The 24,746-nt window shown below is 69.5% G+C and carries 19 protein-coding genes and 1 pseudogene; 6 read left to right on the top strand and 14 right to left on the bottom strand.

Features of this window, described 5'->3' with window-relative positions:
• Nucleotides 1-9: 9 nt before the first annotated feature.
• The 4 genes and pseudogenes from EJK16_RS10075 to EJK16_RS10085 all read right to left on the bottom strand — a co-directional run bounded on the left by EJK16_RS10075 (nt 10) and on the right by EJK16_RS10085 (nt 3,209).
• Nucleotides 10-678 (bottom strand): zinc-binding dehydrogenase, encoded by a 669-nt coding sequence (locus EJK16_RS10075; protein ID WP_240645946.1) that lies wholly within the window; start codon nt 676-678, stop codon nt 10-12.
• 63 nt (nt 679-741) lie between these two features.
• Nucleotides 742-984, bottom strand: a pseudogene (locus EJK16_RS20225) (alcohol dehydrogenase catalytic domain-containing protein); the annotation flags it as partial.
• 3 nt (nt 985-987) lie between these two features.
• On the bottom strand, nt 988-2,106 hold the full coding sequence (locus tag EJK16_RS10080; RefSeq protein WP_127128879.1) for an acyl-CoA dehydrogenase family protein: 1,119 nt from the start codon (nt 2,104-2,106) through the stop codon (nt 988-990).
• A 20-nt stretch (nt 2,107-2,126) separates the two neighbouring features.
• Complete coding sequence (locus tag EJK16_RS10085) at nt 2,127-3,209, bottom strand: acyl-CoA dehydrogenase family protein (RefSeq protein WP_127128881.1); 1,083 nt, start codon at nt 3,207-3,209, stop codon at nt 2,127-2,129.
• Between the two features lie 444 nt (nt 3,210-3,653).
• On the opposite strand from EJK16_RS10085, the gene EJK16_RS10090 reads away from it, so the two are divergent.
• On the top strand, nt 3,654-4,439 hold the full coding sequence (locus EJK16_RS10090; protein WP_164737273.1) for an enoyl-CoA hydratase-related protein: 786 nt from the start codon (nt 3,654-3,656) through the stop codon (nt 4,437-4,439).
• 91 nt (nt 4,440-4,530) lie between these two features.
• A complete protein-coding gene (locus EJK16_RS10095) occupies nt 4,531-6,069 on the top strand; it encodes a class I adenylate-forming enzyme family protein (protein WP_164737274.1) in 1,539 nt (512 codons plus the stop codon).
• 44 nt (nt 6,070-6,113) lie between these two features.
• On the opposite strand, the gene EJK16_RS10100 is transcribed toward EJK16_RS10095, so the two are convergent.
• The 6 genes from EJK16_RS10100 to EJK16_RS10125 form a co-directional block, all read right to left on the bottom strand.
• Nucleotides 6,114-6,485, bottom strand: a complete 372-nt coding sequence (locus tag EJK16_RS10100; protein ID WP_127128887.1) for an EthD domain-containing protein — start codon at nt 6,483-6,485, stop codon at nt 6,114-6,116.
• 24 nt (nt 6,486-6,509) lie between these two features.
• Complete coding sequence (locus EJK16_RS10105; protein WP_164737275.1) at nt 6,510-7,334, bottom strand: SDR family NAD(P)-dependent oxidoreductase; 825 nt, start codon at nt 7,332-7,334, stop codon at nt 6,510-6,512.
• 9 nt (nt 7,335-7,343) lie between these two features.
• A complete protein-coding gene (locus tag EJK16_RS10110; protein ID WP_127128891.1) occupies nt 7,344-8,072 on the bottom strand; it encodes an ABC transporter ATP-binding protein in 729 nt (242 codons plus the stop codon).
• Complete coding sequence (locus EJK16_RS10115) at nt 8,065-8,841, bottom strand: ABC transporter ATP-binding protein (RefSeq protein ID WP_127128893.1); 777 nt, start codon at nt 8,839-8,841, stop codon at nt 8,065-8,067. The genes EJK16_RS10110 and EJK16_RS10115 overlap by 8 nt, the downstream gene beginning before the upstream one ends.
• On the bottom strand, nt 8,838-10,874 hold the full coding sequence (locus EJK16_RS10120) for an ABC transporter permease (protein ID WP_127128895.1): 2,037 nt from the start codon (nt 10,872-10,874) through the stop codon (nt 8,838-8,840). The genes EJK16_RS10115 and EJK16_RS10120 overlap by 4 nt, the downstream gene beginning before the upstream one ends.
• 95 nt (nt 10,875-10,969) lie before the next feature.
• Entirely contained in the window at nt 10,970-12,190 is a 1,221-nt protein-coding gene (locus tag EJK16_RS10125) for an ABC transporter substrate-binding protein (RefSeq protein ID WP_164737276.1), read from the bottom strand.
• Nucleotides 12,191-12,504: 314 nt separating this feature from the next.
• Between EJK16_RS10125 and EJK16_RS10130 the strand changes: the two genes are divergently transcribed.
• Nucleotides 12,505-14,280, top strand: a complete 1,776-nt coding sequence (locus tag EJK16_RS10130; RefSeq protein WP_127128898.1) for a sigma-54-dependent Fis family transcriptional regulator — start codon at nt 12,505-12,507, stop codon at nt 14,278-14,280.
• Here the strand turns inward: EJK16_RS10130 and EJK16_RS10135 are convergent.
• From EJK16_RS10135 to EJK16_RS10145, 3 genes are all read right to left on the bottom strand, one after another.
• Nucleotides 14,274-15,023, bottom strand: coding sequence for a thioesterase family protein (locus EJK16_RS10135; protein WP_127128900.1), 750 nt, complete (start codon nt 15,021-15,023; stop codon nt 14,274-14,276). The genes EJK16_RS10130 and EJK16_RS10135 overlap by 7 nt on opposite strands.
• The gene (locus EJK16_RS10140) at nt 15,020-16,084 is read right to left on the bottom strand and encodes a phosphotransferase family protein (RefSeq protein WP_127128902.1); all 1,065 of its coding nucleotides are present in this window, start codon (nt 16,082-16,084) and stop codon (nt 15,020-15,022) included. The genes EJK16_RS10135 and EJK16_RS10140 overlap by 4 nt, the downstream gene beginning before the upstream one ends.
• Nucleotides 16,085-16,152: 68 nt before the next feature.
• Nucleotides 16,153-17,706 (bottom strand): AMP-binding protein, encoded by a 1,554-nt coding sequence (locus EJK16_RS10145; RefSeq protein ID WP_127128904.1) that lies wholly within the window; start codon nt 17,704-17,706, stop codon nt 16,153-16,155.
• Between the two features lie 184 nt (nt 17,707-17,890).
• On the opposite strand from EJK16_RS10145, the gene EJK16_RS10150 reads away from it, so the two are divergent.
• From EJK16_RS10150 to EJK16_RS10160, 3 genes are all read left to right on the top strand, one after another.
• Nucleotides 17,891-19,687: a helix-turn-helix domain-containing protein gene (locus EJK16_RS10150; protein ID WP_164737278.1), complete on the top strand. Its 1,797-nt coding sequence runs from the start codon at nt 17,891-17,893 to the stop codon at nt 19,685-19,687.
• A 121-nt stretch (nt 19,688-19,808) separates the two neighbouring features.
• Nucleotides 19,809-21,020 carry an acetyl-CoA C-acetyltransferase gene (locus tag EJK16_RS10155; protein ID WP_127128908.1) on the top strand — a complete coding sequence of 404 codons (1,212 nt, stop codon included), beginning with the start codon at nt 19,809-19,811 and terminating at the stop codon, nt 21,018-21,020.
• 36 nt (nt 21,021-21,056) lie between these two features.
• Nucleotides 21,057-23,273, top strand: coding sequence for a 3-hydroxyacyl-CoA dehydrogenase NAD-binding domain-containing protein (locus tag EJK16_RS10160; protein WP_127128910.1), 2,217 nt, complete (start codon nt 21,057-21,059; stop codon nt 23,271-23,273).
• Between the two features lie 314 nt (nt 23,274-23,587).
• Here the strand turns inward: EJK16_RS10160 and EJK16_RS10165 are convergent, their stop codons facing one another.
• Nucleotides 23,588-24,733, bottom strand: coding sequence for a flavin reductase (locus EJK16_RS10165; RefSeq protein WP_127128912.1), 1,146 nt, complete (start codon nt 24,731-24,733; stop codon nt 23,588-23,590).
• Between the last annotated feature and the right edge of the window lie 13 nt (nt 24,734-24,746).

Here is a 24,746-nt window from a genome sequence, read left to right on the forward strand (position 1 = left end):
TCCAGCTGCTCACGGGCGGAGCCTGACGACGAGCTTGCCGGCCACAGCCCGGTCGGCAAGGCGGTGCAGGGCGACCCGGACGTCGTCGAGGGCGAAGCTCTGGGCGACCGGTGCCACGAGCCGGCCGGCCTCGATGTGCGGCAGCAGCCGCTCCCACCAGCGCAGCGCCGCACCGGGGTCCAGCATGAGCTTGCGCCCGAGGTGGACGCCGACCACCGCGAGATTGCGGAGCAGGAGTCGGTTCGTCTGTGCCGTGGGGATGCCGCCTGCGGCGAACCCCACGACCAGCAGTCGTCCCTCGTCGGCCAAGCACCGGACCGAGTCGTCGAAGCGATCGCCACCGACGGGATCCACGACCAGGTCGACGCCCCTGCCTCCGGTGACGTCGTGCACTGCCCCCCTGAAGCCCTCGATCTCCAGGACGTCGTCGGCTCCGGCGTCCTCGGCCAGCCTCCTCTTCTCCGCCGAGGAGGCCACCGCCAGGATCCGGCCGGCGCCGAGAGCGCGCGCCACCTGGATGGCGGCGACACCCACGCCGCCTCCGGCTCCGTGGACGAGCACGGAGTCCCCGGGCCGGATGCCCCCACGGTCGAGGAGCATGTAGGCGGCGGTGAGGTAGTTGACGGGTAGCGCGGCGCCTTGCTCGAACGAGATGCCCTGCCCGAGGGGGAGAGTCATCGATACCGGGGTGACCGCCAGCTGGGCCAGCCCACCAGTGGGCCCGATGCCGACGACGCGGTCGCCGGGGCGGTACCGGGATCCACGCGGGGCGCTGACGACACGTCCTGCGAACTCGGACCCGGGCACGAACGGCAGCTCGTGACGGGACTGATGACCTCCCAGTGTCTGCAGGACATCGGGAAACGCCAGGCCCGCCGCATGGACGTCGATGAGGACCTCGTCCGGACCGGGTGCCGGTGCGTCGATCTCTCGGACGTGGACTGCGTCGGGCCCAGCGAAGGCCTCGATCCGGGCGGCCCGCACCGATCAGAGGCCCGAGAGTGCGCTGACCGTCGAGCGGTGCTGGGCTGGTGCTCCGAGGAGCTGGGCCGACGTCTTGGCGCGTTTGAGGTAGAGATGGGCATCGCTCTCCTCGGTGAAGCCCATCGCGCCATGGAGCTGGACACACTCGGCCGCCGCGGTGAGCATCGCGCTGCTGGCGGCCGCGACCGCCACGGCCGCGCAGAGCGCGGCGTCCGTGGCGTCGAGATCGGCCTGCTCGGCCGCGAGCCGCACCGCAGCGTCAGCGGCCTCGACACCGCAGAAGGCGTCCGCGAGGCGATGCTTGACGGCCTGGAAGGCGCCGATCGGTTGGCCGAACTGCTCGCGGTGCGTCACATGGTCGATGGTCATCTCGACACAGGCGCGCCCCACCCCCACGTGCTCGGCGGCCAGGGCGATCTGCGCGCGACCCAGCGCCTCGGTCAACGGCCCTCGTACGTCACCGTCCCCGACCCGCGTCCCCTCCACCCCCTCGAACGTCAGCCGGGCCTGGGGCTGGGTCGCGTCGAGGGTCGGCAACGGGGTGCGAGTCAGACCCGCCTGGCTGCTCTCGACGCGGTACAGGCCGAGACCCTGCTCGTCGGCGGCGCTGACGAGCAGCACATCGGCCGAGGCGCCGTGCTGCACGAACAGCGCCTCACCGGTGAGCACACCGACCCCTCCCCCACGGGTGGTGGCCGCAACCCCGGTCCCGTCCACCGACCACGATCGGGTGTCGGGGCCGCGGAGCGCGAGGGTCGCCGTCAGTGAACCCGCGGCCATGGCCTCCAGGAGGTCACGGTGGACACCGTCACGATCCACCCGGGTCAGCACGTGCGTGGCCACCACACCACTGGCGAAGTACGGCACGCAGGCCAAGGACCTGCCGAGCTCGATCTGGACGACGGCGACCTCGGCCCAACCAAGGCCCAACCCGCCCGCGTCCTCCGGCACCAGCACAGCGGCGAGTCCCAGCTCGACGGCCAGTGCACGCCACACGGCCTCGTCGACGTCTTCGGGGCCGGCGATCACGCGGCGCACGTCGGCCGAGCCCGACCGCTTGGCGAGCACGTCGGCCACGACCGTGCGCATGTCCTGCTGATCGGCAGTGAGTGTGTAGGTCATGTCATCCTTTGCATTCGGTCTCACCGGGGTAGACCAAGGACACGCTCGGCCACGGCGTTGCGCTGGATCTCGTCGCTTCCGCCCCCGACGCTGTACGCCGAGATCTCCAGCCCGATCATTCGCCAGGCGTAGGTCCCCCACTCACCGGTATCGGCAACCGCCCGTTGCCCCAGCACGTGGTCGACCAGGCCGGCCACCTTGCGCACCGAGCTGATCATCAAGAGCTTGGCCACCGACGCAACCGGCGCCTGGAAGCTGCCGCTGAGCATCTCCTCGGTGCACCGCGCGTTGAACGCGTCGGCCACCCGGATCGCAATGAGCGCCTGCGCCAGTAGGTCGCGCGTGACGTCGTCCCCCGCGCCGAAGCGACGCACCATCTCCACCAACAGCTCGACGTCGACCGGGTTGTTCGCCTGGCCCCCACCGATGGCCGAGCGTTCGCTGGAGATGGTCGACATCGCCACCTTCCAACCGCCGTCGACCTCGCCCAGCCGACGGTCGTCGGGCACGTAGACGTCGTCGAACGTCACCTCGTTGAACGACGCCTCCCCCGTCATCTGCCGGATACGGCGGACATCGATCCCGGGGGTGTCCATGTCGATGAGGAACATCGTGAGGTTGCGGTGCCGATCTGCCTCATCACCCGTGCGGCACAGCAGCAGGCCCACATCGGCGATGTGCGCGATGGAGCTCCACAGCTTCTGTCCCGTCACCCGCCAGACATCGCCCTCCCGACTGGCCGTCGTCCGCAGCGCCGCCAGATCAGACCCGGCCTCGCTCTCGGAGAACAGCTGGCAGCCCAGGATCTCGCCATTCGTGAAGGCTCGGCACACCCGGTTCGGCAGCTCGCCATGTCCCCACGCAGCAACCGTCGGTCGCAGCAGGTGCAGACCCATCACCAACGACGTCGGATCCGGCACATCGAACTGCGCCTCCAGACGCGAGAAGGCGAGCTGATGCGTGCTGGGCAGCCCGGTACCTCCGAGCTCCCTGGGCCCGGTGATCCACCCGTAGCCCGCAGCGGCCTTCTCGGCCTGCCACGCGCGCGCCGCCAGGACACCCGGTGCGGCAGCGTCATCGATGTCGGACCCCACCAGCTTCACCGAGTCACGTCCACGCCCCCACCTGGACGCCCTGCTCACACGACGCGCGCGAGCCCCCGCCAGGAAGCTCTCCGCACCGGCGACGAACTCGTCCAGTGCCGGCACCTGCGCGACCGCAACTCGATCTGACACGCTCACTAGTGCCCACCTCCCTGTCCCGAAGTACGGACCTGCCGACTGCTCCTGTGCCAAGTGTGGGGTCGGAGGTCACCGGGGCGGTGTCGCACGATGAGCCATCACAGCCCGCGAAAGGCGGCGGGTGACGACGTGCCGGTGCCGTCGGTTGGATGTCTCAAAGCACGACATGGAGGCTGCGACGCCGTCGGCCATAGTGGTCGTCACGCGCTCCGTGGGAGCGATCCACCAGTCGGCGAGGTTGGTCATGACGGGACTCCGAGGGCCCCTGCACGCGCGGCGCCGAGCTCCTGCTGCCGGGGGCTCGGCGTGAGTAGCGTCGAGATCGTCGACGTCACGGGCGTCCGGATCGTGACGCTGGCTCGCCCCGAGAAGCTCAACGCCTTCGACCACAAGCTGGTCCGCGAGTACCTCGACGCCCTCGAGGCGGCAGCGGGCGATCCTTCCGTGCGGGCGATCGTGGTCACGGGACAAGGGCGTGCCTTCAGCGTCGGTGGGGACATGGCCGCACTCGCGGACCTGTCCCGGCACGGGGCGGATGCGGGAGCCGACGACCCGCGCGGGCACCTCGTTGCCATGTCGCTGTCCAAGCCGGTCATCGCGGCCGTCAACGGCTACTGTCTGGGGCTCGGGCTCGTCCACGCTCTCGCCTGCGACATCCGCTTCGCAGCCGCCGGAGCGACGCTGAGCGCCATGTTCAGCCGGCGGGGGCTGGTGGCTGAACAGGGACTCGCGTGGCTGGTACCTCACATCGCCGGACGTGCCGTCGCCCTCGACCTCCTGCTGTCCGGCCGGACCATCACCGCCGTCGAAGCGCTGGAGATGGGGCTCGTGCACCGCGTCGTCAGCGACGAGGATCTTCTCGACGAGGCGCTGGCCTACGCGAAGGACCTCGTGGACAACGTCTCCCCGGCCTCGATGCGCGTCATCAAGCAGCAGGTGAATCTCCACCCCGGGATGTCGCGGGACGATGCCGTCGAACACTCGGCTCAACAGATGCTCGACTCCTTCGCCTGGCCCGATTTCGCGGAGGGAGTGGCAAGCTTCCAGGACAAGCGCCGCCCCCGGTTCGAGCCCCTGCAGCCCGAGCCGTGAGGTCCGGTTCCTCACCGATAACGTCACGTCGCCCTGTCCGAAGCTGCAACACCGGACGACCGGCCGGCACTTCTGGTCGGACCATCTCCGCATGCACCTGCGACTCGACCACCTCATCAGCAAGCACCCTGCCTCGGGCGCGGTCAACGAGCGCGGGTTGGCCGTGGTCGCCCGCGGCAGAGAGCACACGTACGCCGACCTCAACCGGCGGGCGAACGGGCTGGCCGCCTACCTGCGTTCGGTGGGCGTGCGCCGTGGCGATCGCGTGCTCGGATTCATGCACAACCGCGTGGAGTGGTTCGACCTGTTCTTCGCGGTGGCCAAGCTGCGGGCGGTCCTGGTACCCGCCAACCACTTCCTCGTGCCGGACGAGCTCGAGCACCTGATCCAGGACTCCGGTGCCGTCGCCGTGGTGACGGACGGTGAGCTCGTGGCAGGCGCCGACTTCCTTGTCGACCACCCAGGGCTTGCGAACCGGTTGCTGCTGGTCGAGGGGCAGCGGCCGGGCTGGCAGTCGGTGGACGTCGCCGCCCTTCCCGTCGACCCGGCGCTGGAGCTCGACGAGGGAGCCGCGACCGACGAGCCCTTCCTGCTCCAGTACACGTCGGGCACGACGGGGCGGCCCAAGGGGGCGGTCCACACGCAGGGCACGGTGCTGCTCAACGCGCTCAGCCAGGTCGGCGACTTCCAGCTGGGTCCCCGCGACGTCATGTTCGTCGTCTCGTCCTTCGGCTGGGTTGCCGGCTTCCACGGGTTCACCTTGGCGACCCTCCTCAGCGGCGGCACCGTCGTCGTCGGCTCGGGCCACGCCCTCGATCCGGTCGAGCTCAGCCGCACTCTCGTCGAGCGGGGGGTCACCATCACCGCCCTGCCGATCCTGGTGATGCGCAAGCTGCTCGAGATCGAGGAGTTCAGCGCCGAGCGTGGATTCCAGCTCCGAATGATCGTGACCGGGGGTGAGCCGGTGCCGGTGGAGCTGATGCGCGCCATCGGCGAGCGTGTTCCCGGCTGCGATGTCGTCCAGTTCTACGGGATGACCGAGTTCCCCTCCAGCGGCGTCTTCCTGCTCCCGGGGTACGCCGACACCAAGCTCGGGTCGGTCGGCAAGGGGGGCGTGATGACCCAGCTCCGCGTCGTCGACGACGCGATGCAGGATCTGCCGCCGGGCGTCGTGGGCGAGGTCGTCATCCGCTCACCTGCCACTGCGCTGGGCTACTGGAACCGACCGGAGGAGAGCGCCGTGGCCTTCGCCGAGGGCTGGTATCGCACCGGTGACCTCGGTCGGCTGGACGAGGACGGGTTCCTGTTCATCTCCGGTAGGAGCAAGGACATGATCATCACCGGCGGGTTGAACGTCTACCCGGCCGAGGTCGAGCAGGTCCTGGCGCGGCACCCGGCGGTCGGTGAGGCCGCCGTCGTGGGTGTCCCCGACGACCGCTTCGGGGAGGTGGCCCTCGCCGTCGTGGTGCCCCGGGCGCCGGTGACCGTGGAGGAGCTGGTCTCGTTCGCCAGCGAGCGGCTGGCGAAGTACAAGCGGCCGCGCCGGTGGCTGTTCCAGGAGCAGCCGCTCCCCCGGACCGTGTCGGGCAAGCTCAAGAAGTTCGAGGTACGCGACCGGCTGGACGGCTGACCCTGCCCGCCGGGGGCCGTGCTATGCCCGGCCGAGCATGGCGCTCAACGCTCGGCCAGCACGACCTCGTCGGCGAGGAGGATCGACGAGGTGGCGAAGTCGATGAACCGCGCCTCGTCGGCAACGAGCTCCTCCATGGCTGCGCGTCCTGCTGGGGACCTCCCCGCCGCGAGCATCGCCTCAAGGTCGTCGAAGTACACCTGCGCCACTCCGTCGAACGGCACGTCCGTGCCGCGTGCGCGACCCAGGGCGTCCGTGATCCGACCTGGCACCCCGTGGTGCTGGACGTACCGGCGGATGCCGAGCACCGCGGCGTGCGCGGACACCAGCGGCCCGTGCACGTTCCTCCAGTACTCGTGGAACTCCGAGACGCTCAGCTCCTTCTTGCGCCGAACGCTGAACATGACGGAGATCATCGGGGTCCTCCTCGGGTCTGTGACTCACACAAGGGACAGCCCTCCATCGACCTGCAGCACCTGGCCGGTGATGTAGGAGGCCGCCGGGCTCGCGAGGAAGACGACTGCCTCGGCCACCTCGCGCGGCTGCGCGGTCCGCTTGAGGGGCAGGCGCTTGGCAGTCGCGGCGCGCACCTTCTCGGCGGACACGTCGTACCGATCCGCCGACCGGCGGATGGTTCCCTCGGCCATGTCCGTGTCGGTGGCGCCGGGAGAGACCGCGTTTACCCGGATTCCCAACGGTCCGAGCTCGAGCGCCATCTGGCGGGTCAGCGTGTCCACCGCCGCCTTCGAGGCCGAGTAGGAGCCGAAGTGGGTCAGCGGCCTGATGCTCGCCGTCGAGGACACGTTGACGACGGCCTTTCCGACGGCGTCGGCCTGCTCGATCATCGGCACCACCCGGCGCACGACGCGGTACGTGCCGGTGAGGTTGATGTCCATCGTCGCCTGGAACACGTCGTCGGGCGTCTCGTGCACCCGGTAGGAGCTTGCCTCGCCCGCCGTCCCCGCGTTGTTCACGAGCAGTGTCACCGGGCCAAGAGCGGTGAGGAAGTCGGCAAGCCGGTCGACGGACGCGTCGTCACGGACGTCGCAGGCGTGGCTCCAGGCCCTACCTCCCGCCGCGGTGATCTCCTCGGCCACGGAGGCCGCGCCCCTCCATCCCGTCTCGCGCTCAGCCTGGGTCAGCGAGTCCGGGGAGCGCTCCGTGACCACGACGCCCCAGCCGCGCTCGGCCAGGAGGCGCGCGGTGGCACTTCCTATCCCGGCCCGCCTGCCGGCGCCCGTGACGATCGCGATCGGTGCCGACATCTGCATTCCTTACGCTCTGGGGGTTGCGACCGTGTCGTCGAAGTACGCCGCCTGCACGCGGTCGCGGTCGCGCAGGAGGACCTCGGCAGGCTCGTCGAGGACCACGGAGCCGCGGTTGAGCACGAGCGCACGGTCGGCGACGGACAGCGCGACCTCGATGTGCTGCTCGACCAGGAGCACGCCGATGTTGCGTGCCCGCGCCAGTCTCCTGATCGCCGGGAACATCTCGCGGACCACCTTGGGCGCCAGTCCCAGGCTCATCTCGTCGATGAGCAGGAGCCGGGGCTCGGAGAGCAGCGCCTTGGCGATGGTGAGCATCTGCTGCTCGCCTCCGGACAGCAGACCGGCCTTCCTGCCCTGGATGTCCCGGAGCTGGGGGAACGTCTCGAGGGCCGCGTCCTCACGCTCCCGCGACCGACGGCGCTGGACCAGTCGGAAGTGCTCCTTGACCGTGAGCCCCGGACACAGGCCTCGGTCGTCCGGTATCAGGGCCACCCCGCTGCGCGCGAGGGCGGACGCCCTCAGCTTGCGGCGACCGTAGCCCTTCACGACGACGGAACCGGCCATCATCGGCAACAGGCCCACCGCGGCGAGCAGCGTCGTGGTCTTGCCGGCACCGTTCGGCCCGAGCAGGGCGACGACCTGCCCTTCCGCCACGGCGAAGGAGACATCGCGAATGACCGGCACCTGTCCGTACCCGGCGGTCAGCCGGTCCACCTGCAGCACTGCCTCACTCATGGCTCGCCTCCAAGGGTGCACCCAGGTATGCCTCGACGACGGCGTCGTCGCTCAATGCTTCCTTCGGCGGCCCGGAGAAGATGATCGAGCCGAACTGCATCACGTCGACCGAGTCGCAGACGTCCACCACCAGCGACATGTCATGGTCGATGAGGAGGACGCCGATCCCCGCGGCCGCGACGTCGCGCAGCCGAGCTCGAAGCTCTTCGCTCTCGTCGTTGTCGAGGCCGGCCGCGGGTTCGTCCAGGAGGACCACCGAGCAGTGCCCCGCGAGGGCCCTCGCCACGCCGACGAGCTTCTGCTGCCCCAACGGGAGCTGTCCGGCGACAACCTCCGCGCGGTCGGACAGGCCCATGAGCTCGAGCACCCGATCGACTCGTTCCGGGCGCGACCGACGACGACGCTCGAAGACGTCTCGGACGAGTGCGCCGAGGCCACCGGGCGTCGACGCCACCAGGACGTTCTCGGTCACGGTGAGGTTGGAGAAGAGCTCGCCGGACTGCCAGGTGCGGGTCAGCCCGGCCGCGCAGCGACGGAAGGGCCGCAGGTTGTCGATCCGTCTCCCGTCGAGGGTGACGCTGCCGGTGGAGGCCGCGAAGCCGCTCACGGCGTCGACGAACGTCGTCTTGCCGGCGCCGTTCGGGCCGATGAGGCCGCTGACCCGGCCCGGTTGCACCCGCAGCGAGACGTCGTTGTTCGCGACGACGCCGCCGTACTTCACGGTGAGGCCCGAGACTGCCAGCCCGGACCTGCCCTCGCTCGCCGTCATCGCACACCTTCCGAGAGAACCTTGGCCGCGTCGGGGGTAGCTGGCTCGCCTCTGTCCTCGGGCGGAGGCGCCGACCGGTCCTGCCGGTCGCCGACGAGCCGCTGACGCGCCCAGGAGATCTGGTGGCCCGTCGTCCCCGCGATGCCCACCGGGTTGGCGATGGCGGTGATGATCAGGGCGATCCCCGAGATCAGGGCGTAGTAGTCCCCGATCGAGAGCCACTCCTGGGTGAGGGTGTAGATGAAGCCGGCCGGCGCGAGGAACCCGGCGACGATGGCGCCTCCCGGCGAGCTGATCCCGCCTAGATAGGCGATGGCGAGGAACGTCAGCCCGTGCTGGACCGAGAACGACGCCTCCGAGACCTGCCCCTGGGCCATGGCGATCATCGTGCCCGCGAGCCCGGCGACGAAGGCCGCGAGGCCGAAGCCGATCAGCTTGGTCGAGCGGACATCGACTCCTGAGGACGCAGCAGATCGTTCGTTCGCCCGTACCGCGAGGAACGCACGGCCGGTCGACCCCGACGCAATACGGATGAACAGCAGCACGACGAGGACCAAGGTCGCCAGCACCATGAGCGCGAACGGTAGTCGCGCCACGTCGCGGCCCTCGCTCACGGCAAGGTTGATGCCGAGGACGTTCGCCGCACCGACCACGTTTCCCTGCAGCGGGGTCAACGCCACGTTGCCGAACACGAAGCGCTCGAGGACCAGGGCGCCCGCCAACGTCACGATCGCCAGCTGGGAGCCGCGGATCCTGATCGCGGGAATCGCGACCAGCACGCCGAGCACGGTGGCCACCGTCGCGGAGAGGAGGACGGTCAACGGGAATCCCAGGCCGGTGTTCATGGTCAGCTTGGACAGCGTGAAGGCGGCGGTTCCAGCGACGGCCAGCTGCGCCAAGGAGACCTGGCCCAGGTACCCGACGACGATGACGAAGGACAGGAAGAGGGTCGCGAAGATGAGGGACATCGTGAAGGCGAAGCGGTCTCCGCCGTCGGTCACGACGAGCACGAGCAACGCCCCGGCCACGAGCAGCGCGGCCGGCACGGGACGGAACCGCGGGATCGTGACGTCGGGAAGCTTGACGGTCTGGATCGACCCGCGCGACGGCAACCGGCGACCGAGGACGAGCAGGATGGCGATGACGATCGCGAAGAAGAGCACGTACTCGATGCCCGACTGCGCCCACTGGGGCCACCACGGCTTGGCCGTGAGGAGATAGATGGAGGACTGGAACGCCCCCAGCGCCAGTCCTGCGACCAGCACGACGAACACCGACCTCATCCGCGCCATCAACAGCACCGCGGTGGCCGGGACGATCCAGGCGAGGGAGTTCTCGACGCTCAGACCGGACAGCGACCCCCCGAAGATGATGCCGAGGGCGGAGACCCCGGTCCCGAACCCCAGCGCGATGGTGGCGAGGAGGTTCGGGGAGAATCCCATGAGGACGACGGCACGCTCGTTCTCGGCAGACGCGCGGGTGGCGGCTCCCGACCGGGTGAACCGCAGGTAGGCCCACATGACCACGGCGATCACCACCACCGACCCGGCCATCCACAGCTCGCGGGACGAGACGTCGACTCCGAACAGGTTCGTCCGGTCCGAGCCGAAGACCGACTCGACGGGCAGCTGGGCCGATCCGAAGCGGATCGTCGCCAGGGCGGCGAGCGTCAGCATCAGGGCGACCGAGATGACGACGTGGGCCAGCTCAGGTGCGTGACGCACCGGCCGGAACACGAGCCAGTAGCACGCGACGCCCAGGACCATGGCATACACGAGCCCGATCACGACCGCGGGCAGGAGCGGGGTCGGGCCTTCGGTGATGCGGACGCTGCCGATCGGGAGCACGAGCGTCCCGTCGCTCCGCAGACCGACGAACACGTACGCGCCCCAGGCGCCCATCACGCTCTGCGCGAAGTTGACGATCCCCGTCGCGCGATACATGAGGAGCAGGCCACTGGCCACGGCCACGTAGGTCGCGCCGAGGCCAAGGCCCAGCACCGCGAACTGGAGCAAGGTATCCACAGAGATCACAGGCCCTTCATCAGGGGTGGTGTCGCGGAGCCGCCGGCCCGAGGGCCGGCAGCAACGGGACGCCCTTCATGGCCGACGGTTGCCGGCCGCGCGTACTAGCTGGGCGCGCTGACGGTGGTCAGCCCGTCGCTCACGGGCTTGAGACTGCCGTCCTCCTGGACCTCCAGGAAGAGGTTCGTGGAGCTGCATGCTCCTGGCACCGATGGCCATGCCGAGCCGTCGCACGTGATCGTGCCCTGCAGGAACGCGGGATAGTCCTGCAGCCCTTCGAGCTGGGTCTTGGTGGACGTCGAGGTGATCTCCCCGTCGATGTCGCTCAGCACGTTGGCGAGCGTCATCAGCCCGGCGAAGACCCCGACCGCACGGACGTTGTCGGTGTACTGCTCCTCGCCGACCGCGGCGAGCGCCTCGACGAGGACGTCGATCTCCTCCTGCACGTCCGGCGGCGCGTGCTCCTTCGTCGCCGGGAGCCAGGCGCGAGCCATGAGCAGCGTTCCGGCCGCTTCACCGCCCATCTCCTCGACGAACGACGTGCACGCCGCCGAGATCATCGGGCCCTCGTACCCCTGGCCGCGCAAGGCACGCAGAAGCCCCGTGCAGTCGTCCTCCGGCAGCTGGAACACTCCCGCGATGTCAGGATCCTCGGTCAACGCGCGGGCAGCGAGCACCTCGTGGTTGATGTTGCCGATGGTCGCGTACTGCGGGATCACCTCGACGCCGGCGGCTTCGCCGGTGGGAATGAGGAGGTCGTTGAAGTAGATCTTGGCCTCGGGCGAGTCGACGATGCTCAGCGCGGCGGTCGAGGCCCCGGTGGTCTTGATGAGCTCGATCGTGCTCGGTGCCACATGTGCGTCGTTGTTCCAGTAGAAGCTCGTGCCGTAGGGCTGCGCCGTCACCGATGGCGCGTTGGACCACGCTCCGACAATCGGGATCTCCGCTGCGGAAAGAGCGGGAACAGCCGCGGACACGACGTTCACCATCGCATCGAACACGACGGGAATATCATCTTCGATGAAACGATGCGTACAGGTGATGATAAGTTCCGGAGTGCCGTCAGATCGGCAGATGTCGAATTGGATCGAACGCCCGTTGATGCCGCCCTTTTCCTCGTTGACGTACTTCTCGACCGCCTTGATGGCGGCTTCCGAGGCGGGCTCGTTAGGGGTTCCGGCGAGCGCTGCGTAGACGCCGATCGTGAGGGGGTCGCCCTCGAGATTGCCCGCGGAAGAGTCGTCTTCTGCCGCACAGCCTGAGACGACCAGGGCAACGACGGCAGCTGCGACGATTACCGATCCTCGAATGTTCAGTCCTCGCATGGGATCCTTCTTCCGGTCTGGCATGCGCGCCGACATCGAGCCGTGCCGGGCGTTCGTTGAAGTATCGCCAGGACATGCGCCGCCACCGTGTCCCAATTCAGCACAGGAAGGAACGGCTGCAGGCGTAGATCTCGCGCTACATCGACGCCCAGATCGGCGCAGCTGTCGCGCCGCGCTACAGGCGCCCACCCGAGCGGGTGCCGGCCATAGGGTTCGACCATGACAGATCTCGTCGAGGAGCGGCACGCCTGTCGCCGCGTCGCCGGCCCCGCGCGTCATGGCCGGCGACGGACGCTGCCCGTCACGGAGGACGCATGACCTCTGACAGCGGGCCCTCGTCGTCCCAGCCCGCGGACCTAGCGCACGCACGCGACTACTTCGCGGCGCACGGCAGACTGCCGGAGGGCACCCACGTGCGCGACGTCATCCTGCAGTCCTGGCGCCGTTCCAGGCACCACGCCGCGGACCGTGCAGGCATCGCGGTGGCGACGCCGTCCCAGGTTCCTGTCGACAGTGCGCTCGTGCACGCCGCACGCGAGGCGGTGGCCGACCGGTGGTCGTGGCTGACCGACCTGCCGCACGCTCTCGTCCTGACCGACGGGGAGGGACGGGTGCTCGAGCGCTGGGCGGATGACCCGTCGATCACCGCTGCCCTCGACGGGCTCCGTATCGTTCCCGGCGCGTCTCAGAGCGAGTCCGCCGTCGGGACGAGCAGCGTCGGCATCGCCCTGGAGGGAGGTCTGGACGTCGGGGTGTGGGGAGCGGAGCACTACCGGTCCGACGCCGCCGACTTGGCCTCCGCCGGCTCACCCGTCCTGCAACCCGTGACCCGGCGCGTCATCGGAACGATCAACGCCTACTCACGGCTGGTTCACGCAAGCCCGCTGATGCTGGCCCTTGTTCATGAGGTTGCCCGGTCTGTCGAGGACGCGCTGACGCACCGACACGCGGAGCACGACCGTGACATCGTCGAGGCCTACCTCGAGAGCATCGAGGACAGCTCCGAACCGGTCCTCTGCGTCAACGAGCACTCGATCGTCGGGAACGCCGCGGCTGCGGCCCGGCTGGAGTCACTGGACCAGACGATGCTGTGGGAGCTGGCGTCGAGGACGATCAGCGCCGACGGTCCGTTTCTGGCGTGGGTCTCCCTCGCAGACGGCACGGACACGGTTGCCGTGACGTGCGCACCCATCGAGCGAGAGGGCCGGGTGGTGGGTGCCGTGCTGCGCCCCGTGCCGTCGGCCCAGGCCGAGTCGGCCCACGCGGCTCATCGGCTGCTCCCGGACCTTGTGGGAGCCAGTCCGGCGTGGCTGCGTCTGTGCGAACGAATCGACCGGTCGCTGGTGGAGCGCCGCCCGATGTCGCTGGTGGGGGAACCCGGTGTCGGCAAGAGTGCGGTCGTCGCTGCCCTCGCCCGGTCGCGTACGACGGTCACGCTCATCGCCCACAGCGGCAGCGACGAAGCCGCGTGGCTGCGCCAGGTCGACGCTGCCGTGCGAAGCGAGGTCGAGCTCGTCGTCATGGAGAACCTCCACCTGCTCAGCCCCGCGGAGCTGGTCGGGACGACACGGGCGCTGAGCCGCTCATGGCGAACCGACGGTCCTCAGCTGCTCGTGACATGGACCCGGTCACGCTCGCAGCCCCCGGGAGCGGTCGAGGTCGAGTGGTCCGGCGACAACCACGAGGTGCCCGCACTGCGGAACCGGCTGGAGGATCTGCCGATGCTGCTCGACGCGATCAGCCGCGACCATGGTGCCCACATCGAGTGGAGCCCCGAGGCTGTGCAGGCCCTCAGCCGAGTTCCATGGGCGGCGAACCTTCGCTCGCTGGCCATCCTGGTCGGGCGCCTCACTCGCGATCGGCCGTCAGGGACGATCCGGCTCGATCACCTGCCCGCTGAGATCCGCGCGTCGGCTACTCACCTGGGACTCTCAGGTCTGGATCGGGTCGAGGCCCAGGCGATCGCGAAGGCGCTCACCGCGGCCAACGGCAACAAGAAGCGTGCTGCTGACATGCTGGGCATCGCACGGTCGACGCTGTACCGGAAGATCCAGGCGCTCGGTCTCGACCTGGAGAACACGACCTACTGAGCGGTTCCTGCGGGTCCACTCCCGAGCCTGGACCAACGGTCGCGCAGGTCGGGAGTCAACGGCCGGGACCGTCGACCTCGGTGGTCCCAGGAGACGATGACCGATGTGGCCCGGAGGTGGACGCGTTGCTCGTCCCCGACCTCCGTCACCACTGTGGCGGAGCTCGTCCCGAGGTGGTCGACCCACGACCGCGGCAGGTAGGGCTCGTCCCGCCACGGCATGGGCGCACCCAGGACGCACTCCGTTCTCGCCACGACGCGGTAGTCCGCCTCGGTGGGCTCACGAGACGGTTCGAACAGCTGGTTACGGGCTTCTTGGACGAGCCGGAACGCCCGTGCCGCGGTGAGCGACCCGGTCCCGTCGGTGTCACTCGGCCGCACGACGTGCTCGTACACCTGGCCGCCGGGTCGCGACGGCGGGAGTGCCGCCGGCGGCCCGCAGGCGATCTCGGTCCGCGCCGCGAGCACCGGCGCTCCATCGCGGTGCACGAGGAAGGATTGCCGAACGCTCGCACCGTCGACGGCCGACTCCACCACGACGTCGCGGTCGGCCAGCCGGATGGGGGCGAGGAAGTCGATCGCGAGCTGCCGCACACGCGGTACCGCCGGAAGCAACCCGTCACGGGCCGCAGCGGCCATGGCGTCCGTCGCGTACTCGGCATAGACGACGTTGCTCACGTGGTTGAGCAGGTCGATGTCGTTGGACCGCACCCGGACCCGGTAGAGATGCCGCCGGACGCTCATTCGAGGATCGTCGCCTCTCCGCTCATGAGCGACTGTGCGGTGCGCATGAGCTCGCGGCCGACCTCGTGCGCCGTGTCGCCGATGTCGCGGGGCGCCTTGCCCTCCTGCGACCTCAGATACGTCGTCTCGAAGAGGATCGACCACTTGAAGCACGCCAGCACGACGTACCAGTCCAGGGAGCCGATGTCTCGGTTGCTGTGCTGCGCATAGGCCTCGGCCAGCTGCCGTCGGGACGGGAGTGCCGACAGGTGGATGAGGTCTCCTCCGCTGGGCACGTAGGAGGGCTGCCCGTCATGGGGCCAGCACAGCAGGAGCCACGCGAGGTCGAGGAGCGGGTCCCCGATCGTCACCATCTCCCAGTCGAGGATCGCCGTGACCTCGGGAGCCTGCTTGCCCAGCAGCACGTTGTTGAAGTGGTAGTCCCCGTGGGTGATTCCAGGCGACGTCTCGGCGGGACGGTTGGCGGTGAGCCACCGTGCCGCGCCCTCGACGTCACCCAGCCACGATCGGTCGTACCGCGGGTCGTCGTGGAAGGACTTCCACAGGGCGAGCTGCTTGTCGACCTGCCGCTGGAGGAACCCCTCGGGGCGACCTTCGTCGCCGATGCCGAGCGCGTCCGGGTCGAGGGCGCCGAGCTGGGCCAGCGTCGTCGCCATGGACAACCCTGCCCGAGACGGGAACGTCGGGTCGCTCCGATACACCTCCGGGAGCTCGACGACGGGGTTGAACCCGTCCACCTCCTCCATGAGGTAGAAGGCGGCCCCGAGCACCTCGAGGTCATCGGTGCCGGCGAAGAACCGAGGCGTCGGGAGATCCGTGTCCGACAGGGCTCGCAAGACCCGCATCTCTCGTGCGATGGCACGGTTGCTGTGTTGGCGCCCGCGCAGCGGCGGGTGCCGCAGGACGAGCCGGCGACCGTCCAGCACGAGGCTGATGACGACGTTCTGTGATCCGCCGCCCAGCAGGCGCGGCTCCGTGATCCGGGACGGAAGCCCTTGGGAGTCGAGCCACTGGCCGGCCCGCTCCAGATCCACGCCTCCGACGATCATCGAACCCGCCATCCCTACAACCTCCTGCGTCGCGCGGTACGTCCGACCGCTGGTTGACCTTCCGGCGTCGAGGGCCGCGTTCACACCAGGTACGACCCTTCGGAGCCTGCCCAGTAGTGGTCACGGAGCTTGTGCTTGAAGAGCTTGCCGGTCTCGGTCCGGGGTAGCTCGTCGAAGAAGTCGACGGACCGCGGGCACTTGAAGGCCGCCAGCCGCGCCCGGCAGTACGCGATGAGCTCGCTCTCGAGCTCGGGCGTCCCTGCTCTTCCGGTCACGAGCTGGACGGCCGCTTTGACCTCCTGGCCGAACTCCTCGTTCGGGACTCCGAGAACGGCGACATCGTGCACGACCGGGTGGTCACCCAGCACGTTCTCGATCTCCTGGGGGTAGATGTTCACCCCTCCGGAGACGATGGTGAACGCCTTCCGGTCCGTCAGGAAGAGGAACCCGTCCTCGTCGACGTAACCGATGTCCCCCATGGTGCTCATGTTCCTGTCCGCGCTCTGCGCCTCGGCGGTGAGCTCGGGGGCGTTGAAGTACTCGAAGCTGGTCGCCCCCCGGAACCACACCTCGCCGATCTCACGGGGACCGAGCTCCTCGCCGTCGACGCCGCGGATGACGAGCTCCCCGAGCAAGGGCCGGCCCACCGTCCCCGGCCGAGCCAGCCAGTCCTCGGTGTTGACGAGCAGCATCCCGTTGCCCTCGGTCGACCCGTACTGCTCGATGACCACGGGTCCGAACCAGTCGATGATGGCTCGCTTGACCGAGTGGCGGATCGGTGCGGCACCGTGCTGGAAGGCGGTGAACGAGCCGACGTCGTAAGCGGCCTTGACGTCGTCGGGAAGCGCGAGGAGGCGGGACATCATGGTGGGGACGACATATGTGTGGGTGACGCGGTACCGCTCGACGGCGGCGAGGAACTCACGTGCGTCGAACCGTGGCATGACCACGTTGGTGCCGCCCACCCGAGTCGTCAGGACCGCGGAACCCAGGGGTCCCGCGTGGTACAGCGGACCGGCGTGGAGGTAGACCACGTGGTCCCTGTCGAGCTGAAAGGCGCGGGCGGCGTGGACCAGGGTCTCCAGCTGCTCATCGGGGCCGACGTCCGGAAGCGGCCGGATGACACCCTTCGGTCGGCCGGTGCTCCCGCCCGTGTACGCCATCGGCGTGCCGAGCCGTTCGTCGGCGACCGGCGTCGCGGGCAGGTCTGCGATCCTGTGGTCGAAGTCGTCGAACGCCCCGAGTGGCCCGTCCGCTCCCACCAGCAACCAGACGTCGACGTCCGGGCAGAGGTCAGGAAGGTCCCGTGAGGCCGGGATCTCCGCGGAGGCGACGACGACCTTGGCCCGGCTGTCGTTGATGATCCAGGCTGCCTCGGAGGGCGTCAGATGGAAGTTGACCGGCGTGTAGTACAGGCCTGTGCGCTCCGCGGCTGACGCCACGATGGCGAACTCCAGGCGGTTCTCCATGAAGAGGGCGACGTGGTCGAGGCGCTGCAGACCAGCCCGACGGAGCAGGTGTGCGAGCTGGTTCGCGCGGCGGTCGAGCTCACCGTAGGTCAGCGTGACGCCCGTGTCGGCCATGATGAACGCCGGCCGTTCGGGATCGTGGCGGGCTTGCTCGTTGGGGTACATCGGCCTCCTTCTGTCGTCCCTGCGCCGACACCTCGCGCCGTTGCGGCGTGCGGGTCCTCGGACACCTCTATCCTGTGACTATCGGCCGGTCGTCGGCTGTCCCAGTTCGGGACGGCTTGGCCTTCCCCTCGACTCGTGGCTGTCGCAAGGATGCGCTGCCACCAGCCCCGAACGGACAACGCCCATGCACACGATGACACCCGCTTTCTGGAGAGCGCGGGACGCGTTCTTCGAGCACGACGGAATACCAGACCCGCAGGTCATTCCGCCCGTGGTCATCGACTCCTGGCGTCGCTCGCGGGACGTCGGGCTGCGGCCCGACTCCGTGCGACCGGTCAGCGTCAGCGAGGTCGACCCGGACCATCTCCTCCTGCGGGCGGCGCGCCCGGTGGTGAGTGCGCGCCTGGAGAACCTCGCGGACATGCCCTGCGGGGTTGCCGTGACGGACCACGAGGGCACCGTCCTCGACACCTACGGGTCGAACAGACCCTTCACCACGCTCATGCGCGAGACCGACTGTGTCCCCGGCTTCCGGCTTGCCGAGCACGACTTCGGCACGCTGAGCCCGGGGCTCTCCCTCGTCCTCGACTCAGCGGTCCTGCTCGTCGGCGGGCAGCACTTCTCCGAGCTGGCTCACGGCCGATCGTCGGCGGGCGTGCCCCTGCACCACCCCAGCGACGGCCGCGTCCTGGGCACCATCAACTTCGCCTGTGAGCTCGAGTTCACCACACCGGTCATGCTGCACTGGGCCAAGGAGCTGGCCCGACTGGTCCAGGGCCAGCTCGTCGAGTCACTCGAGTCGACGGAGCGGGCGCTCCTGCGCGCCTACCTCAGCCGCTCGCACACGCGACGCGGACCCGTGGTCTACGTGAGCGAGAAGAGCTTCATCGCGAGCGCCCCCGCCTCCCGCCTTGCGCGCCGGCTCGACCGCTCCTTCGTCGCCGAGCTCGCGTCCTCCCTGCACAACGGTCCACGGACCGGTGCGGTGAACCTTCGGGTGCGGGAGTCCGACGCCACGATCCCAGCGACCTGGGAGACCGTCGAGAACGGTGGGCGCGCCGTCGGCATCGCGCTGCACCTGACGAGCCCGACCACGCAGCGGCAACCGCGCCCCCTCGCCAGCCGAGCCGTCCAGGTGCGGGAGCGCGACGCGGACGAGCTCGAGTCGACGTCCACGCCCCCGCTACCGGGTCTGGTCGGCACCGGGCCTGCCTGGCGCACCTTGGTCACCTCCGTGGCGGCCTGGGACGGAAGCACTCCGCTCCTGGTCGTGGGAGAGCCGGGCACGGGAAAGAGCGCCATCGTCGAGCAGCTGCGTGGCAGGAACGGCGTGATCGTCGACGTCGCGGAGCTCGCCGATGGACCGGACGGGTGGCTCGCAACGGTGACCGACGCGCTGGGCGGACGTCGGTCGCGCGTCGTCCTACAGGATGTGCACCTCCTGTCCGAGGCGGACGTGATGGCGGTGTGCGACCTCGCCGCCGACGCCGCGTCGCGCGGGGTCACCGTCCTCGCGACCTGGTCGGTGCCGGCGAACCACGACTTCGCCGACTCCGACGGCCAGCCCGGCCCCGCCAGCTGGCCCGGGACGACGGTGTTCGTGCCGCCGTTGCGCGAGCGGTTGGAGGACGTGCCCGACCTCGTGCGCGCGCTGGCGACTCAGCGACGCACGTGGGCACCTGAGACGCTCCTTTTGTTGAGGCGGGTGACGTGGCCGGACAACCTGCACTCGCTGAGGGGCGTGGTCGCCGAGGTCCTCCGCCGACAGGCCGGGCCGGTCGTCCGCCCCGCCGACCTGCCTGCCTCCGTGCGTCGCCTGATGACGCGTCGGGAGCTGACGGGTCTCGAGCGGGTGGAGGCTGATGCCATCACGAGAGCGCTCGACTCCGCCGCCGGCAACAAGCGCCTGGCAGCCCAGACACTCGGCATCTCTCGATCGAGCTTGCACCGAAAGCTGAGGGCGTACGGCATCCACCACTGAGAGCGAGGTACGTCGATGTCCCATCCGGAGACACCGGTCACGCCTCGCCGTTGATCCTCCTTATATTGCCGCGTAAGCACGGCGTCGGCGCGACGCGCCCCTAATCGGAGGATCTCTGCCCATGAGCCCGCAGCCGTTCATCTTTGATGCGATCAGGACTCCTCGAGGTCGCGGGCGCGCCGCCGGAGCGCTCCATCCCGTCAAGCCCGTCAGTCTGATCTCCGGGCTCATCGTCGAGCTGCTCAGGCGCAACGCGTCGGTCGACCCGCACCAGATCGACGACGTGGTTCTCGGCGTGGTGTCGCCTCTCGGTGAGCAGGGTGGCGACATCGCCCGCACTGCGGCGCTCGTGGCGGGGCTGCCGGAAACGGCGGCCGGCCTCCAGGTCAACCGCTTCTGCGGGTCGGGGCTCGAGGCGGTGAACATCGCAGCGCAGAAGGTCGCCTCCGGCTGGGAGCATCTCGTCCTCGCGGGCGGTGTCGAGTCGATGTCGCGGGTCCCGATGGGAAGCGACGGCGGAGCCCTCACCGACGACCCCGAGACGATGCACCGGCTCGGCTTCGTCCCGCAGGGCGTCGGGGCCGACCTCATCGCCACGGTGGAGGGCTTCACGCGCTCCGACGTCGACGCCTACGCGGCCCGCTCGCACGAACGCGCCGCCCACGCCTGGGACCACGGCTACTTCGAGCGATCGGTCGTTCCCGTCCGCGACCTCAACGGCGTCGGGTTGCTCGAGCGGGACGAGCACCTGAGACCCGGATCGACGGTCGAGAGCCTGGCCGCCTTGTCACCCTCCTTCGCCGACCTCGGGGCGATCGGATTCGACGACGTCGCCATCCAGAAGTACCACTGGATCGACAAGATCGATCACGTCCACACGGCCGCCAACTCCTCGGGAATCGTGGACGGCGCCGCCCTCGTCCTGCTCGGCAGCGAGGACGCCGGCAGGGAGTTCGGTCTGCGACCACGAGGTCGGGTCGTCGCGACCGCCGTCTCGGGAAGCGACCCGACGATCATGCTCACCGGCCCCACCCCGGCGACCCGGAAGGTGCTGAAGCGCGCCGGTCTGCGCCCGGAGGACGTCGACCTCTTCGAGCTCAACGAGGCGTTCGCGTCGGTCGTGCTCAAGTACCAGAAGGACCTTGGCATCCCCGATGACCGGATCAACGTCAACGGCGGAGCGATCGCCATGGGCCACCCCCTCGGTGCCACCGGCGCCATGATCCTCGGCACCGCCCTCGACGAGCTGGAGCGCCGCGACCTCCACCGCGCAGTCGTGACGCTGTGCATCGGCGCGGGCATGGGCATCGCCACGCTCATCGAGCGCGTCTGACCGTCGACCACCCCCACCACCCGCGAGGTTGCACCCATGACCAGCACGCTGACCACAGAGCTCACCTGGACCAAGGACGACGACGGCATCGTCACGCTCGTCCTCGACGCCACGGACTCGAGCGCGAACACGATGACGGACGCGTTCCTCAACGACTTCGAGTCCGCCGTCAGGCGTCTCGAGGCGGAGCGGGACGAGATCACCGGCGTCATCATCACCTCGGCGAAGAAGTCGTTCTTCGCGGGTGGTGATCTGCACGACCTGCTCACGAAGGGGCCCGAGCACGCCGAGGAGCAGACCCACCGCACCAACCACATCAAGGCGCAGCTGCGTGCACTGGAGACGCTCGGACGACCCGTGGTCGCCGCGATCAACGGAGCCGCGCTCGGCGGCGGCCTCGAGATCGCACTCGCCTGTCACCACCGCGTCGCGGTCAACGAGAGGCACGTCCGGATCGGACTGCCCGAGGTCAACCTCGGACTGCTTCCCGGAGGCGGCGGCGTCGTGCGAACGGTCCGCCTCCTCGGCCTGCAGCGGGCGCTCGACGACGTCCTCCTCAGCGGCGCCAGCCACACTCCTGCCAAGGCGCTCGAGCTCGGGCTGGTCGACGAGCTGGTCGAGAGCTCCGCGGACCTCCTCGCAGCCGCCCGGGCATGGATCTTGGCGAACCCCGAAGTCGTCCAGCCCTGGGACAGGAAGGGCTACGTCGTTCCGGGATCCGCGAAGGGGTCCATCGCTCAGCTCGCAGCCGTCGCGACGGCGCGCCTCGCCAAGCAGCTCAAGGGCGCCCCGTACCCGGCACCCTGGGCGATCCTCAGCACGGCCGTCGAGGGCGCCCAGCGGGGACTCGACGAGGCACTGGCGAACGAGACCCGCTACTTCGTCAAGCTGCTGACCGGCCAGGTCGCAAAGAACATGGTCCAGGGCCAGTTCCTCGACACCCAGGCGGTGCGGTCGGGCGCCGGGCGCCCGGAAGGGTTCGAGAGGTTCAGCTTCGACAGGATCGCGGTGATCGGCGCGGGGATGATGGGCGCCGGGCTCGCGTACGTCGCCGCGAAGAACGGCATCGAGGTCATCCTCAAGGACGTCTCGCTGGAAGCCGGCGAGCGTGGCAAGGACTACAGCCGCACCCTCGTGAAGAAGAACATCGGCCGCGGGCTCATGACGGAGCACGATGCCGAAGCACTCCTGGACCGCATCGTCGTCACGGACGACATGGCGCGGATCGCGGGCAGCCAGGCCGTAATCGAGGCGGTGTTCGAGGACACCGACCTCAAGAAGGCGACGTTCGCCGAGATCGCTCGGCACGCTCCCGACGCGCTCCTGGCATCGAACACCTCCACGCTGCCCATCACCGGGCTGGCGACCGGGGCTCACGACCCCGCAGGCTTCATCGGCATGCACTTCTTCTCACCGGTCGACAAGATGCCGTTGGTCGAGATCATCGTGGGTGAGCAGACGGGCGACGAGGCGATCGCCCGGGCATTCGATCTTGGGGTCGCCCTGAGCAGGACCTGCATCATCGTCAACGACGGCCGCGGGTTCTTCACCAGCCGGGTCATCACCAAGTACATCGACGAGGCGATCGCCATGGTGGGCGAGGGCGTGCCCGTCCTGTCGATCGACCATGCCGCGACACAGTCTGGCTACCCCGCAGGTCCGCTGCAGCTGATCGACGAGACCAGCATCACCCTGCCCAAGCAGGTGCGGCACGAGGCGCGCACGGCTGCCGAGGCGGAGGGGATCCCCTGGGTCGAGCACCCGGCGGAGGCCGTGATGAACACCATCGTCGACGAGCTCGGTCGCCATGGTCGGCGAGCGGGCGCCGGCTTCTACGAGTACGAGGACGGCAGGCGCATCGGGCCGTGGAAGGGGCAGGCCGAGCGCTACGGAGTCGACGTCGACGCGGTCCCGTTCGAGGACATCAAGGACCGGCTGCTGTTCAGCGAGGCGATCGAGACCATCCACGCGTTCGACGAGGGCATCCTGCGCTCCGTCGCCGACGCCAATGTCGGCTCGGTGCTGGGCATCGGCTTCCCTCGGTGGACCGGGGGTGTCGTTCAGTTCATCAACGGCTACCCCGGAGGGGTCGGCGGCTTCGTGCGTCGGGCCCGGGAGCTGGCCGCTCGGTACGGCGACCGCTTCACCCCGCCGCAGTCCGTGGTCGATGCCGTCGAGAGCTCTCGGCCGTTCGCTTCCGACCTGAGCCCGCGGCGCCGGGAGGCCGTGCACGGAGGAGCAACCCTCCGGTAGCAGTCCGGGACCGCACCGCTGCTGCCCCCGTCCCGCGCTCCTCGCGCTGGACGGGGGCAGTTTGCGCGCCAGGTCACGCTCGCACGCGGGACCGTCCGCTGGGTCGAGGACGGGCGCCACCCGCGCGCACGTCACGCTGGGACCGGGGGGCAGCGCGAGCAGGTCACGCTGGGACGGGCGCAACCCGTTCGCAGGTCGCGCCGGGACGGGGCAGCACGCGCAGCTCACGCTGGACGGGGACCGTCCACTCGCGGGCCGCGCGGCCACGCCTCACCGGCGAGTCGGCCGGGCCTCTCCCCTGACGTGCGGTCGGGCTACGCCCGGGACACGAGCTCGCTGAGCTCGGCCGCCTCCTCGAGGAGCTGCTCGGCCCACCGCTCAGCCGTCGACCGCGTGCGCATGGCCGTCTTGCCCGGCACCAGACTGAGACCGAGCACGGCGGTGCCCTGAGGTCCGAGGACCGGGGCGTGGAGGCTCCGGATCTCTGCGAAGTCGTCCAGGGACGCGTCCGGCGGATCGTAGGGCAGATCGATGAGCACGCTCCAGGCCTCGTCGGTCAGCTCGTCCGCGGGTCGGGAGAGGAGGCCCTGGCGCCACATCCGCTCGAACTCGGCGTGCCCCTGCCCCCGCCGCAAGCTCAACGAGTAACCGCGACGTCGGACGTCCTCCATGCGACGCACCAGGTCGGCGCGCTCCTCGGGGTTTCGCGTGCGCCCGAGCCAGTGCTCTCGCGTCGCGTCATTCCCGTACGCACTGAACAGGACCGCCGGCGGCCCGACTGCCGGCAGCCAACGACCCACGTAGGTGTGAACCGCGGGCGTGGTCACCCCGGCGGTCGCCGCCATGATGATCTGTTCACCCACCTTGACGGTCGCGTTCGCCTTCGCCTCGTGTGTCCTGGCCAAGCGCTCGAGTGTCGGCCGTGCCACGTCGAGGTGACGGAGGTCCGCATCGGTGAGGGGGTCGTCGATGGTGATGGAGGGCGTGGAGAACGCCCCGTACCCACCCTGGAAGAAGAGCAGCGGCAGGCTGCCTGCCTGGACGTCGAGGGCGTTGACCTTACCGGTCACGAAGTAGTGATCGCCCGCCACGCTCACGCCGTGCAGGTCGCAGTCGATCCACGACACCGCGTCGTCCAGGATCGGTGCACCACCCGGCGTCCGCCGCGAGGCGATGCGATCGAGCGCGCCGGGCTCCTTGCGGGTGACTGCCCGGCACAGGTCCTCCTGGCCAGCGCCCAGCACGTTGACGCAGAACCGGCCGACCTCCTGGATACGCGGCCACGTGGTCGACGTCCGAGCCGGCAGGAATCCCACGAGCGGGGGGTACAGGGACACCGACGTGAACGTCCCGACGACCATGCCGAACGGCGTCCCGTCCTCACCGGAGGCTGTCACCACCACCACACCCGTCGGGTACCAGGACATCACCTCACGGAACCACATCGGGTCGATCGTCATGCCGCCTCCAACC

The organism is Georgenia sp. SYP-B2076, assembly GCF_003991205.1.
GTDB lineage: Bacteria > Actinomycetota > Actinomycetes > Actinomycetales > Actinomycetaceae > Georgenia.

Bases quoted from the DNA above. Each gene is read 5' to 3' on its own strand.
- EJK16_RS10075 (WP_240645946.1), bottom strand. From the start codon at position 678: ATGACTCTCCCCCTCGGGCAGGGCATCTCGTTCGAGCAAGGCGCCGCG.
- EJK16_RS10080 (WP_127128879.1), bottom strand. From the start codon at position 2,106: ATGACCTACACACTCACTGCCGATCAGCAGGACATGCGCACGGTCGTG.
- EJK16_RS10095 (WP_164737274.1), top strand. From the start codon at position 4,531: ATGCACCTGCGACTCGACCACCTCATCAGCAAGCACCCTGCCTCGGGC.
- EJK16_RS10100 (WP_127128887.1), bottom strand. From the start codon at position 6,485: ATGATCTCCGTCATGTTCAGCGTTCGGCGCAAGAAGGAGCTGAGCGTC.
- EJK16_RS10105 (WP_164737275.1), bottom strand. From the start codon at position 7,334: ATGTCGGCACCGATCGCGATCGTCACGGGCGCCGGCAGGCGGGCCGGG.
- EJK16_RS10110 (WP_127128891.1), bottom strand. From the start codon at position 8,072: ATGAGTGAGGCAGTGCTGCAGGTGGACCGGCTGACCGCCGGGTACGGA.
- EJK16_RS10115 (WP_127128893.1), bottom strand. From the start codon at position 8,841: ATGACGGCGAGCGAGGGCAGGTCCGGGCTGGCAGTCTCGGGCCTCACC.
- EJK16_RS10125 (WP_164737276.1), bottom strand. From the start codon at position 12,190: ATGCGAGGACTGAACATTCGAGGATCGGTAATCGTCGCAGCTGCCGTC.
- EJK16_RS10130 (WP_127128898.1), top strand. From the start codon at position 12,505: ATGACCTCTGACAGCGGGCCCTCGTCGTCCCAGCCCGCGGACCTAGCG.
- EJK16_RS10135 (WP_127128900.1), bottom strand. From the start codon at position 15,023: ATGAGCGTCCGGCGGCATCTCTACCGGGTCCGGGTGCGGTCCAACGAC.
- EJK16_RS10140 (WP_127128902.1), bottom strand. From the start codon at position 16,084: ATGGCGGGTTCGATGATCGTCGGAGGCGTGGATCTGGAGCGGGCCGGC.
- EJK16_RS10145 (WP_127128904.1), bottom strand. From the start codon at position 17,706: ATGTACCCCAACGAGCAAGCCCGCCACGATCCCGAACGGCCGGCGTTC.
- EJK16_RS10150 (WP_164737278.1), top strand. From the start codon at position 17,891: ATGCACACGATGACACCCGCTTTCTGGAGAGCGCGGGACGCGTTCTTC.
- EJK16_RS10155 (WP_127128908.1), top strand. From the start codon at position 19,809: ATGAGCCCGCAGCCGTTCATCTTTGATGCGATCAGGACTCCTCGAGGT.
- EJK16_RS10160 (WP_127128910.1), top strand. From the start codon at position 21,057: ATGACCAGCACGCTGACCACAGAGCTCACCTGGACCAAGGACGACGAC.
- EJK16_RS10165 (WP_127128912.1), bottom strand. From the start codon at position 24,733: ATGACGATCGACCCGATGTGGTTCCGTGAGGTGATGTCCTGGTACCCG.